Source organism: Silvimonas amylolytica (genome assembly GCF_014645555.1).
In the GTDB taxonomy this organism is placed as follows: Bacteria; Pseudomonadota; Gammaproteobacteria; order Burkholderiales; family Chitinibacteraceae; genus Silvimonas; species Silvimonas amylolytica.
This window is the reverse complement of sequence record NZ_BMLY01000001.1, coordinates 631,026-643,703: the sequence shown is the minus strand read 5'-3', so window position 1 is coordinate 643,703 and position 12,678 is coordinate 631,026. Positions and strand designations below refer to the sequence as shown.

The 12,678-nt window shown below is 58.2% G+C and carries 10 protein-coding genes; 8 read left to right on the top strand and 2 right to left on the bottom strand.

Going from position 1 to position 12,678, the window contains the following annotated elements:
- Positions 1-35 precede the first annotated feature (35 nt).
- Positions 36-1,310, bottom strand: coding sequence for a L,D-transpeptidase family protein (locus tag IEX44_RS02885; protein WP_188688525.1), 1,275 nt, complete (start codon positions 1,308-1,310; stop codon positions 36-38).
- Between the two features lie 13 nt (positions 1,311-1,323).
- Positions 1,324-2,394: a nuclear transport factor 2 family protein gene (locus IEX44_RS02880; protein ID WP_229678707.1), complete on the bottom strand. Its 1,071-nt coding sequence runs from the start codon at positions 2,392-2,394 to the stop codon at positions 1,324-1,326.
- 348 nt (positions 2,395-2,742) lie between these two features.
- Between IEX44_RS02880 and imuA the strand changes: the two genes are divergently transcribed.
- The 8 genes from imuA (at position 2,743) to IEX44_RS02840 (ending at position 12,663) form a co-directional block, all read left to right on the top strand.
- Positions 2,743-3,450, top strand: a complete 708-nt coding sequence (gene imuA, locus IEX44_RS02875) for a translesion DNA synthesis-associated protein ImuA (RefSeq protein WP_188688519.1) — start codon at positions 2,743-2,745, stop codon at positions 3,448-3,450.
- Positions 3,374-4,825, top strand: a complete 1,452-nt coding sequence (locus tag IEX44_RS02870; protein ID WP_188688517.1) for a Y-family DNA polymerase — start codon at positions 3,374-3,376, stop codon at positions 4,823-4,825. Before imuA ends, IEX44_RS02870 begins: the two co-directional genes overlap by 77 nt.
- Positions 4,812-7,943: an error-prone DNA polymerase gene (locus IEX44_RS02865; protein WP_229678706.1), complete on the top strand. Its 3,132-nt coding sequence runs from the start codon at positions 4,812-4,814 to the stop codon at positions 7,941-7,943. Before IEX44_RS02870 ends, IEX44_RS02865 begins: the two co-directional genes overlap by 14 nt.
- A 158-nt stretch (positions 7,944-8,101) precedes the next feature.
- Positions 8,102-8,737: a uracil phosphoribosyltransferase gene (upp, locus tag IEX44_RS02860; protein ID WP_188688514.1), complete on the top strand. Its 636-nt coding sequence runs from the start codon at positions 8,102-8,104 to the stop codon at positions 8,735-8,737.
- Between the two features lie 123 nt (positions 8,738-8,860).
- A complete protein-coding gene (locus IEX44_RS02855; protein WP_188688512.1) occupies positions 8,861-10,102 on the top strand; it encodes a uracil-xanthine permease family protein in 1,242 nt (413 codons plus the stop codon).
- 443 nt (positions 10,103-10,545) lie between these two features.
- A complete protein-coding gene (locus IEX44_RS02850) occupies positions 10,546-10,818 on the top strand; it encodes a hypothetical protein (protein WP_188688509.1) in 273 nt (90 codons plus the stop codon).
- Positions 10,818-11,075: a hypothetical protein gene (locus IEX44_RS02845; RefSeq protein ID WP_188688507.1), complete on the top strand. Its 258-nt coding sequence runs from the start codon at positions 10,818-10,820 to the stop codon at positions 11,073-11,075. Before IEX44_RS02850 ends, IEX44_RS02845 begins: the two co-directional genes overlap by 1 nt.
- Positions 11,062-12,663 carry a PepSY-associated TM helix domain-containing protein gene (locus IEX44_RS02840; RefSeq protein ID WP_188688504.1) on the top strand — a complete coding sequence of 534 codons (1,602 nt, stop codon included), beginning with the start codon at positions 11,062-11,064 and terminating at the stop codon, positions 12,661-12,663. The genes IEX44_RS02845 and IEX44_RS02840 overlap by 14 nt, the downstream gene beginning before the upstream one ends.
- Positions 12,664-12,678: the final 15 nt, after the last annotated feature.

Below are 12,678 nucleotides of genomic sequence, written 5' to 3'. Positions count from 1 at the left end.
GGCGAGGTTTTTTTGTTGTCTATGACCCGGTGAGCTTAGCCGTTGGCAGCGGCGCCTTCCCAGACAATGCGCCAGGCCCCATCTTCATTACGCCAGTACAGCCTTTTACGCATGCGATTATCCAGCGCTTTGCTGCGGTAGTCCTGGTCAAACGTAGCCACCAGCATGCCATCTTTGCCGCCGGTAAACAGGCTGATGTTGGACAACTGAATCTGTGCATCGTTACGCGCCTGCGCCAGCGCAGTTTTCTGGCGAGTCCAGCTGCTAATGTTCTGGCCGTCGCTATTGCTGAATCCTTTGCTGTAATAGTTCAGGTAGTTCGGCAGGTTGAGTGCTTGCCATGACTGGCGCCAGTGGTCGATCAAATTCAGGGCGGCAGTATGGCGTTGCTGCCATTGTTCTGTTGTCAGCCAGTCAATTTTTGGCACGATAACCACTGGCGTGACATCAATCTGCAGATAGTCCTGCACGCTGGCCAGTTCCGGGTTGGTGAGTACCACACAGCCATTCGAGGCCTGTGGTGGGCGCGAGTAGGTTGCCGCCGGGCTGCCGTGCAGCCAGATCCCGTGACCGGTTTTGCCTTCGCGGCGATCCAGTTCATTGGGGTAGGAAATCGGCCAGGCTCCCACACCGTACAGATCTGCCTGGGCACCGAAGGTTTTGTCCAGTTGCGGGCGGGACATGTGGCTGTCCACAAAGTAAACGCCCAGCGGCGTGCGCTGATCGCCTTCACGGACTTTTTCTGTCCCCAGTTTGCCAACGGTCACGTAGTGATCGGTGACATATTTGGGAATGCCGTTGTTGTTCTGGAATACAAACAGCCGGGATGCAGCAGCATCGACGAGGATGGCGTATTTTTGCTTGTCAGAGAACGACACCAGTTGCGCTGGTAACAAGGTGACGGGTGGCGGACTGGCTTCACGGCGAATGCGTACCAGTGCCTCACGACGCAAGTCTTCCAGTTTGTCGGCCGTACCGGCTGGCGCGGCGCCACCCATGGTATCTAGCTGACCAGCCTGCATGGCGTACAAGTCTGCGGAGAGCAAATAAGCCAGGTGGTAGTTGGGTTCCTTGGCGAGCAGGGCATCAACCGTTGCACGCGCATCGGCCATCCGGTTGTCGCGGATGGCGTCGATGGCGGCGACGATCATTTGCTCTGGTGAGCCTTGGGTGGCATTACCTTTGAGATCCTGCAGCGGATGCAACTGGTAAGGAGCGACAATCGGCATGCGTGGTTGTGCTGCGGGCGCAAGTAGCAGCAAAGCCAGCAAGCTGAGGATCAGCTTGCTCCAGTTGATGGTACGGGTCATTCAGTTAAATCGCTCAGGTACGCTCTTCGACGATCAGCCAGTGGCCGCCGCTCTTTTCCATAATCAGTGTTTTACCCGTGGAACGCGCCGACAGGCGATCCGACTTGTAAGACTGGCGGAATTTTACCCTGGCTGTATCACTGTCGGTAAATTCGATTTTGATATTTGAGACACTCACGTCGATTGACTTGGGTGAGCTGATGCGATCACGACGTTCTTTTGCCCATTCCGCATAGGACTGACCGCCCGGTGCCTTGAAATTACGGCTATAAGCGGCGAGGTAACCATTAACGTTCTGACGTGACCATGCCGCCGCCCAGCCGTTGACCGCAGCGATCACCGCATCTTGTTCAGCGTTGCGCGGTGCAGACGCTTTTTCCGGTGCAGGTGTTGGTGCAGGCGTCGGGGCCGGTGTAGGCGCCGGCGTTGCCGTCGGCTTGGGGGTCGGATTTGGCGTCGGTTGCGGTGTCGGTGTCGGACGCGGTGTGGCAACAGGTGTCGGTGCTGGGGTGGCCTTGGCCGGGGCGTTCTGTGCCAGTTTGGTGCCGGCGGCAGACGGTGTGGCATGCGGCGCAATGCCTGGATTGCTGCTGAACAACTCACGCACCAGGGTCAGCTTGCTTTGTACATTCTGGTTACCGCCTTCCAGCTGCAAGGCCTTGTCATAAGCTTGCGAAGCCATGCGGGCATACAGATCACCCAGGTTCTCATGTGCAATGGCGTATGACGGATTGGTCTGGATAGCCATCATCAGTGCTGTGCGAGCCTTGTCCAGCTGGTTTTGCTGCGCATACAGCACGGCCAGATTGTTATAGGGCTCTGGCAGTTGCGGGTAGTCCTCGGTCAGTGAGGTAAAGGCCTTGATGGCTTCATCATTGCGACCCAGCTCGGTCAATGCAATGGCGCGCAAGAAGCGGATCTGCGCGTCTTTGGGGTTCTTGGCCAGGTAACTATCGGCGCGATCAATCACCGATTTGTACTGGCGGGCCTTAAGCAGTTGCTGGATATCTTCGAAGTCACCGGCGAGTGCGTGGCCGGCCATCATGCAGAAAATCAGAGAGAGAGCGATGTGTCGCAGGCTCATTGTGTAGGGGTCCCGAAAAGGCGAGTAAATACCGAAGCTTGCGGATTCTAGCAAAACCAGCTGGTCGCTGCCCATGTACTTGCTGTCCTTAGTGTACGCCGTGCGTTTTCAGTTTTCTTCTGATGGACACGCGTGCTGGATGCGCAAAGGCCTGGCAGAAACAGCAGTTGACGCAGTTTCGGGGGCGCTGATGGCGTACTGACAGGCAAACTGCAACTCGGCGCGCACTGGCGGGGTGTTGTCTGTGAACGACAGCCAGGGGATGGAACGTTCATCTGCCTGGTTTGAAAATAGAACGATCGTTCTATATGATCGAGCCTGAATTATCAGCCCCGCAGGATTTTGATCATGAACCACGCAAGCCTTGCCAGCGTCTTGCAACACCCCGCGGTCTGGCTGGGTGATGGCCGCACGCCGGTACTGCCCACCACCATGCCATCCTCATATGGTGTGCTGGATGCCCAGTTGCCAGGAGGGGGCTGGGCCGTGGGCAGCGTGACGGAGATCTTGCTGGCCAATGGTGCTGGCAGCGGCGAACTGTCCTTGCTATGGCCAGCCCTGGGCCGGATTGCCCGGGCGCGAGAGGTTGTCCTGATTGCACCGCCCCACGTGCCCTATGCACCCGCATGGCAGCAAGCCGGGGTTGATCCGGGCCGGACACTCTGGTTACAACCCTCATCCGTCACTGAATCTCTCTGGGCGATGGAACAAGCATTACGTGAGCCAGCCTGTGGCGCAGTGCTGGGGTGGATTCAAGGGTTTATTGATGATCGGGCTTGCCGCCGTTTACAACTGGCTGCGCGGGCCGGGCAGGGCTATGGTTTTTTGCTGCGGGCCGGGCGTGGTCATGGCGCGTCATCTCCCTTGCCGTTGCGCTTGTCTGTCGCGACAACGCCGCAGGGTTGGCAAATTCATATTTTGAAGCGACGCGGCTTGCCTTTGACGACACCGCTGAATCTGACGCATGAGGAGGCCCGGCATGCTCTGGCTGGCCATCCATCTGCCTTTGTTGCCGCTGGAAGTCTTTCCGCCGCGGCACCAAGGCTCTCTCACTGAAGAAGACGCCACAATGCGTCCACGGTTGGTTGTGATCGCGCAGGGCAGTGGCGAGCGGGTCATGCTGGCCGATACCCTGGCGACCCAACTTGGCATTCGGCCAGGCATGAAGCTGTCTGCCGCGTTTGCGCTGGCTAACGAGCTGGACATCTTTGTGCGCAAGCCTGAAGCCGAGGCACAGAAGATGTCCGTGCTGGCTGCCTGGGCATTGCAATTCACGCCAACCGTGGTCATTGGCACAAGCAACACGCTGCTGCTGGAGATTGGCGGCTGCCTTAAATATTTTGGCGGGCTACCGCATCTGCGTGACCTGGTCTGTGAAGGGTTACGCGCGTTTGGCCTGACGGTGACGACAGGGGTGGCGCCCACTCTTTTGGCTGCCGGCTGGCGAGCGGCCTGTGAGCGCACCAGGGCAGTCATGGCTGACAAAGACATTGCCTGGGCCTTGGCCGATCTGCCGCTGGCGGTCTTGCCGGTGGATAACGCGACGCTGGAAGGTTTGGCACAACTGGGTTTGCAAAATCTGGGGGCTTTGCTGGATTTGCCGCGTGCTGGTCTCAAGCGCCGCTTTGGCGTGGCCTTGCCCAACTTGCTGGATCAGGCATTGGGCCTGGCCGCCGATCCCCGTGACCCGTTTACACCGCCAGACCGCTTTGAATACGGTGTTGACCTGGATTACCCCGTTGACAGCCTGGATGCGTTTGCCAAGGTCGGGCAATGGTTGTTCGATGCGCTGGAGACTTTTCTCTCTGGCCGGGGGCTGGGCGTCCAGGAAGTCACCTTGCGGCTTAAACATGAAGATATCCCCGCCAGTGAGCTGACTGTACGTTTTGGCATGCCTGGTCGGCGCGCAGCCGAATTCATGTCGGTATTGCAAGAACGGCTGGAGCGCTATGAACTGGCCGCGCCTGCAGCCACCATTACCTTGATTGCCGATCAATTGCATCAGCTTGATGGCATGCCGCTGGGCCTCTTTGGGCATGCCGCGGGGGATGCCAATTTCCAGTTGCTACTGGCGCGCCTGTCTGCCCGCCTGGGTGAAGATGCCGTGCGTGCCGTTGCCACGGTATCGGACCACCGCCCCGAACGGGCCTGGCGGCTGGCCAGTCCCGGTGACAAAAGCGAAGCGCTTCCGGTTGGGGCGCGCCCGGGCTGGCTGATGGCGCAACCGCAAGCGCTTAGCCTGCGCAATGAACAGCCCTGGTATGGCGAAGTCCTGACGCTACAAGGGCGGCCAGAGCGGATCGAATCAGGCTGGTGGGATGAACATCCTGTTGTGCGGGATTACTACATCGCACAAGGGGTTTCCGGCCGCCGTTACTGGATCTTGTACGACCATTTTCAGAACTCATGGTGGTTGCATGGCATTTTCTGATGATCAGGTGACCCGCCCAATGCAGTCGCTGACCTCAGTGCCGGCCTATGCCGAGTTGCATTGCCTTTCTAATTTTTCGTTCCAGCGTGGTGCTTCGCACGCTCAGGAGCTGGTCGAGAAAGCCCGGGAACTGGGTTACACCGCGCTAGCCATCACCGATGAGTGCTCGCTGGCCGGGATCGTGCGGGCCTGGCAGGCCATCACAAGTATGAAGGGAGATCCGCTCAAGCTGATTGTCGGGGCTGAGTTCACGCTGGATGACGGCCTCAAGCTGGTATTGCTGGCGCCGGACCGCAATGCCTACGGCGATTTGTCCGCCCTGATTACGCTGGGTCGTCGCGCTGCGGTCAAGGGCGAATACAAGCTTTCCCGTGACGATGTGGCGGACTATGCGCGTGGCCTGCTGGCATTGTGGATTCCCCCTGAGCAACCCGACATCCACGATGCCTTCTGGTGCCAGAGTGTATTTGAAGACCGCGCCTGGATCGCAGTAGAACTGTTACAAGGGCCGGATGATGCGGGGCGGATGGCGCAACTCCGGTGGCTCTCCGGGCAGACCGGCCTGCCATGCGTGGCCGCGGGCGATGTCCACATGCACACGCGGTCCCGCCGCGCCTTGCAAGACGTGATGACGGCCCTGCGCTTGCATAAACCGGTGGCGGAATGCGGCCATGCCTTGTTCCCCAATGGCGAGCGTCATCTGCGGCCTCGCCAGCGGCTGGGCATGCTCTATCCGGCAGATTTGCTGGCAGAAACGCTGCGGGTAGCGGAACGCTGCTCGTTTGATCTGAAAGAACTGAGATATGAATACCCGGATGAACTGGTGCCAGAGGGGAAAACTGCGGCAGAACATCTGGCGGAGCTGACTGAGGCGGGCTTGCACAAGCGTTATCCGCAAGGCGTGCCGGAGAAAGTTCGTGGGTTGATTGAACATGAACTGGACATCATCAGCTTCAAGCAATACGAACCCTATTTTTTGACCGTGCACGAGATTGTCCAGTTTGCGCGTAGTAAAGGCATTCTGTGCCAGGGGCGCGGTTCAGCGGCCAATTCCGCCGTCTGTTATGCGCTGGAAATCACCGCTGTTGATCCCGCGTTGGCGGATACCTTGTTTGAACGGTTTATTTCCAAAGAACGGGATGAACCACCGGACATTGATGTGGATTTTGAGCACGACCGGCGCGAAGAGGTCATCCAGCATTTGTATGACAAATACTCTCGGGAGCGGGCGGCCCTGGCCGCCACCGTGATTACTTATCGCCCCAAATCCACCTTGCGTGATCTGGGCCGGGCGCTGGGGCTGGCAACAGACCAGCTTGATCGCTTGTCGCGTAATTTATCCTGGTGGGATCAGCGTAAAGAGTTGCCTTTGCGGCTGGTTGAAGCAGGGCTGGACCCGGAGAGCAAACCAGTCCAGCTGATGCTCACACTCACTGAAACCTTGCTGGGTTTTCCACGTCATTTGTCGCAACACGTGGGCGGGTTTGTCATCACGCGTGGGCCAGTCAGCCGCCTTGTGCCAGTAGAAAACGCCAGCATGAAAGACCGCACCGTCATTCAGTGGGACAAAGATGACCTGGATGCCATGGGGTTATTGAAGGTGGATGTGCTGGCACTGGGCATGCTCAGTGCCTTGCGGCGATCCATGAACCTGGTGACCGCTTTGCGGGGTGGCTCGCAACTGACGCTGGCCAACATGCCCAAGGAAGATCCGAAAGTTTACGAAATGATGAGTCGGGCGGACACCATTGGCGTCTTCCAGATTGAATCGCGGGCGCAGATGTCCATGTTGCCGCGGCTGAAGCCCAAAGCGTTTTATGACCTGGTGATTGAAGTCGCGATTGTGCGGCCGGGCCCCATCCAGGGCGGGATGGTCCACCCGTATCTCAAGCGCAGAAATGGCCAGGAAAAGATCGAGCCCATGACGCCTGAAGTAGAAAAAGTACTGGGCCGTACCTTTGGTGTGCCCATTTTTCAGGAACAGGTGATGAAACTGGCGCAGGTGGCGGCTGATTTCACAGCTAATGAGGCCGACGGACTGCGCCGCGCGATGGCGGCCTGGCGCCGAACCGGCAAGTTGCAGTTATACGAAGAAAAACTCAAAGAAGGGCTGAAAAAGAATGGCTATTCCGAAGAGTTTGCGACGCGCCTTTACAGTCAGATCAAAGGTTTTTCTGAATATGGCTTTCCCGAATCCCACGCTGCCAGTTTCGCCTTGCTGGTCTACGCCAGCGCCTGGCTCAAGTATCACGAACCTGCGGCCTTTTTGTGCAGCATGCTCAATTCATTGCCGATGGGTTTTTATAGCGCCTCACAGCTCATTCAGGATGCCCAGCGTCACGGCATTGAGGTACGGCCGGTAGATGTCCAGCACAGTGATTGGGATTGCACTCTGGAAGAGTTGGCGCGTCCACAACCGGTGGTGCGGCTTGGAATGCGACAAATTAAAGGTCTTAATGAAGCCGCGGTGGTTGATCTGGCCCGTTTGCGCCCGCCCGGCGGGTTTGAGTCCGTGGCGCAAGTGCAAAAGTTGTTGCGGCTGGATACGCGTGACATGACCGCGCTGACAGAGGGTGGGGCATTTGAAACACTGGCCGGACATCGCCGGCAAGTATGGTGGCAAGCGGCTGCCATTGATACCGAGCATGATCTGGCCTGGTCTGAAACTGATGGTCTGTTCCCGGATTTACCTGCGGCCTCTCTGGGGCAGGATATTTCTGCCGATTACCGCAGCTTGCGGCTGTCGTTGCGCGGGCATCCGCTCTCGTTACTGCGCGAACGTTTGCGGCGGGAAAAACTCATTAACGCGGCCGAGCTCAAGCGCGCGCCCAATGGCCGCAACGTGAAAGTCTGCGGCATTGTGGTTGGCCGGCAGCGGCCAGGAACGGCCAATGGCGTCGTGTTTGTCACGCTGGAAGACGAAACCGGCAATATCAATGTGGTGGTGTGGGAGAAGATTGCAGCCACCTGGCGCAAAGCGTTGCTGGGGTCACGGCTGATGGTGGTGCATGGCGAGGTACAACATGTCGAAGGGGTGTTGCATGTGGTCGCCCGCAAGCTGGAAGACCGGACTGCGTTGTTGGGCGGCCTGTTTACACGGAGCCGGGATTTTCATTGATTTGCGGGTGACTGGATGGTTGGCCCTTCATCAGGGGTTCCGCGTCTGGAAGCACGCTCGTTCTCCATATATCGCATATGCTCACTTTTGCTAATGGCAAGGACGCGTTCAGCAAGTAAAATGCGCGCATTACTATGGAACTGAAGCCGGAGCACGCCATGCAACTCACCGTCGTTGACCACCCGCTGGTGCAACACAAACTGTCCCTCCTGCGTGCGGAGGATACGAGCACCAATAAATTCCGGCTGCTGACCGAAGAACTGGCCCGTTTGCTGGCCTATGAAGCCACACGAGATCTGGCGCTGGAACCCAAGACCATCCAGGGTTGGTGTGGCCAGATTGAGGTCAAACAAATCAAGGGCAAGAAACTGACCGTGGTGCCGATCTTGCGTGCCGGTATTGGCATGCTGAATGGTGTACTGGATCTGGTGCCCTCGGCCAAGATCAGCGTGGTGGGTCTGGCCCGTAACGAAGAAACCCTGCAACCTGAGCCGTATTTCGAAAAATTTGTCGGCGATCTGCATGATCGTCTGGCCATCATCATCGACCCGATGCTGGCAACAGGTGGCTCGCTGGTGGCCACCATCGAGATGCTCAAGCGCAAGGGCTGTAAAGAAATCAAGGCCGTGGTGATGGTCGCTGCACCAGAAGGTGTAAAGCTGGTCAACGAGGCGCACCCGGATGTACAGATTTATGCTGCGGCGCTCGATAGCCACCTCAACGAGCATGGCTATATCATTCCTGGGCTGGGCGATGCCGGAGACAAGATTTTCGGTACTGTGAACAAGCCGTAAGGCAGCCAGTAACAGAGAGATGACAAGGCCGGGAGACTTCCCGGCATTGTTTTGTTCGGGGCCGTTATCCACGGCCACCGTTTCGGGAAACCCCAAAATCAATTAAATCAGGAAGGGGATTACATGTTTTCAGGGATCAAGCAATTCATATCAGGCGCGCAGATTCTGTTTGTCGCGTTTGGCGCGTTGGTGCTGGTGCCGTTGCTCACTGGCCTGAATCCGGCCATGGCCCTGCTGGGCGCGGGCGTAGGCACGTTGATGTTCCAGGTGCTGACTGGCCGCAAAGTACCGATTTTTCTGGGTTCTTCGTTCTCGTTCATTGGCCCGATCATTTTCGCCATGCAAACCTGGGGCCAGGGCGCGACACAATTTGGTCTCTTTTTCGCCGGTTTCATGTATTTCGTGATCGCCGCCGTTGTGAAGTGGCGCGGTATGTCGCTGATTGAGCGCCTGCTGCCGCCGGTGGTGATTGGCCCGGTGATCATGGTGATCGGTCTGTCGGTTGCCGTAGCGGCTTCCGGCATGGCAATGGGGCAGGGTGGTGGCAAGCAACTGGTTGAATACGGTCCATCCATCTTCCTGGCGGCTGTCTCGCTGGCCACGACCATCATCGTGGCCGTGTTCGCGGGCGGTATGCTGCGCCTGGTGCCGATTTTGTCTGGCGTGATCGTCGGTTACATTGTTGCCGCCTTCATGGGCGAGGTGAACTTTGCGGGTGTGATCGCTGCACCATGGTTTGCCATGCCGCACTTTGTGCATCCGGAAGTGAACTGGGCTGCGGCTGTCTTCATGCTGCCGGTCGCAATTGCGCCGACGATTGAGCACATCGGCGCTGTTATGGCGGTCGGCAAGGTGACCGGCAACGACTACACGGCCAAGCCGGGTCTGCATCGCACGCTGACGGGTGATGGTCTGGGTGTGTGTTTTGCCGGCCTGATTGGCGGTCCTCCGATTACCACGTATTCCGAAGTGACTGGCGCGCTGATGATTACCCGCAACTTCAATCCGGTCATCATGACCTGGGCGGCTGTGCTGGCGATCATTCTGGCCTTCTTTGGCAAGTTCAACGCCATCCTGCAATCGATTCCGCTGCCGGTCATGGGCGGCATTATGGTGCTGTTGTTCGGCACCATTGCCAGCATTGGTCTGAAGACGCTGATCGATGCCAAGGTGGATCTGATGTCGCCGCGCAACCTGGTGATTGTGGCGGTGATTCTGACCTGCGGGATTGGTGGTCTGACGCTCAAGCTGGGCGCGCTGAATCTGGCAGGTGTCGGCCTGGTGAGTATTCTGGCGATTATCCTCAACCTGATCCTGCCGCAGGATAAGCAGAGAGACGGGATTGCCGAAGGGCAGGATGTTTGATCTTGTCTGATCGCTGTTGTTAAAACAAAAAGCCTGGCTTGATAGCCGGGCTTTTTGTTTTTGAAGGGGAACGCGCGCAAGCATGGATGGCTTGCTTCTCTGGTTTGTCATCCCGGCCTGAGCCGGAATCCAGCGGGTTGCCGCAGGTGGCCTTTGCTGGCCGTAGTTGCAAACCTTGAACAGCATTTCTATTTGGATCGCTACCCTCGGCGGGCCCAAAGAAAAGGCGGCCACAGCGACAACGCCCTTCGGGTCGGGACGGTACCCGCCGAATTTCTCATGGGTTGCTGGGATGCTCACCGCAGTCACCCCTCATTCCATCTCATATATCAACATATTGCAAATGAGAACGTTTATCATTAATATGGCGACCAGATAAAACCACAATAGCGGGCGCTGCGATCCAGCGCACCCACAGCCAACTGCAGGGTCGGTTCTCCAACATGTTGATCGTTCTAGCCATTTTGCTCACCGCAGCCGGTGCGGCCACGGTGTACGTCACCGCTGGCAACCAAAGCATGCTGCCGCAACGCGCCGGTGCCACGGTGCGACAGGCCGGGTGGGGCATTGTCCTGCTGTCTTTGTGCTGCTGGATCGAAGCGCTCGGCGCTGGAGCGGGCGTGTTTGGCGCATTCGTGACCTTGATGCTGAGCTGGATTGCGTTGCCATTCCTGGCCTTGCTGCCCGTGTTCAAGACTGTGGCAGGGGCTCGCTGATGTGGGCGCGTTTTTCAGCCGGAGCGGTATTGGGTTTGCCGCTGGCGTTTCTGTCGACCGGCTTTGTCAGCCACTTGTGGGTGGCGGGTTGGGATCAGGTCATCGTGCCGGTATTACTGCTGTTCATGCCCGCGTGGGTGGGCATTATGGCGGGTTGTGTCATGTTCCGTTCTGCCAAACGGGCATGGCTGATCCTGGCGGGCCTCAATGTGCTGACTGTTTTGTTGCTGTGGGGGGCCCGCCATGCGCTGGCTTAAAGTACCGTCCGTGTCTGCCGCCACGCTGCGGCTTTATACCACCCTGCATACCTGGACTGGCCTGTGTGCCGGGTTGGCGTTGTTTGTCGCGTTTTATGCCGGTGCGATCACCGTGTTCCAGGATGACGTGGCGATCTGGCAAAACGCGGCCAATCGCGGCAGCCAGATGGAAACCCCGGCCGATGGCCAGCGTCTGATTGAAAAGGTCATCGCGGCCCATCCCGATGCAAAAGCGCGGCTCAGCCTGCAATTGCCGGAAGAAACCGGTGCGCATTACGTGGCCTGGTGGTTTGATACCGCCAAAAATGACTGGCAGAACGCCACGCTGGCGCATCTGGAAGGCAGCGCCAAACCGTCTTCTGATTTGACCATCTTTATTAACGCCATCCATTACTCGCTGGGTATTCCAGTGGGCGGGATCTATTTCATGGGCGTGGTCAGCGTGTTGTATGGCCTGGCACTGGTGTCGGGGTTGCTGATCCATCTGCCACGTCTGGCCAAGGATTTGCTGGCCCTGCGCGCAGGCAAGAACCTCAAACGGTTATGGCAAGACGCGCACAATCTGATTGGCGTGATCAGCTTGCCGTTCCACATGATTTTCGCCATTACCGGCGCCACCTTATGTCTGTACGGCACCATCTTGATGGGGTTTAACGCTCTGGCGTATGACGGTCAGTTGATGGGTAAGATGAATAATGCGCTGGACGTGGTCAGCGGCACACCCGCCGCTGGCAAACCGGCCGCCATGTTGCCCTTGCCAGAGATTCTGGCGCGCACCAAAGCCCAACAACCTGACTTTGATGCCACCGCGCTGAGCCTGTTTAACTACGGCGATGCCAATGCTGAAGCCGCCGTGCACGGTAACTCTGAGCGCTCGCTGGCACCCTACGGCAATATCGGCGTGCACCTGGTCGATGGTCGTATCACCAATACCCAGATCGCGGGTGATCGCGATATTAATCACGCGACCATGAGCGGCGCGTACAGCATGCATTTCGGCACATTTGGGCATTACGCCGTGAAATGGCTGTATTTCGTACTGGGTTTGATGGGTGCGTTCCTGTTTTATTCTGGCAATTTGCTGTGGATTGAATCGCGCCGCAAACATCGCGCAGCAGAGCAGGGTCGGGCGCCGTATCACATGGCACAGGCCACCGTTGGCGTGTGCCTGGGGACATGCATGGGCATTTCTGGCGCATTTGTCGGTGCACAACTGGGCGCGGCGCTGGGCCTGGATGTCCCGATGTTTGAACGCCTTGTCTGCTACACATTGTTCTTCGTGGCACTGGGTGTCAGCTTCTGGCTGCCGCCGATTGTGGCCGCAACCCGTTTGCTGATTGCCACCGCCGTGGTGACCTGGTGCGTGCCCCTGGCCAATGGTGTGCTGACGGGCGATCAAATGCTGCTGACGCCGTGGCGTGGCCAGTGGCAGGTCTTCGGCGTCGATGCCGTTGCCACGCTGCTGGGTGCCGGCTTCCTTTATCTGGCCTATCTGGTCAAACAACGCCAGCGCAACGGCCAGCCCAACAGTGTCTGGGCCATGCAGGCCGCGCCGCCGCGCCGCGCGGTGGCTGCCAACACCGCATAGCGCACAACACCATCC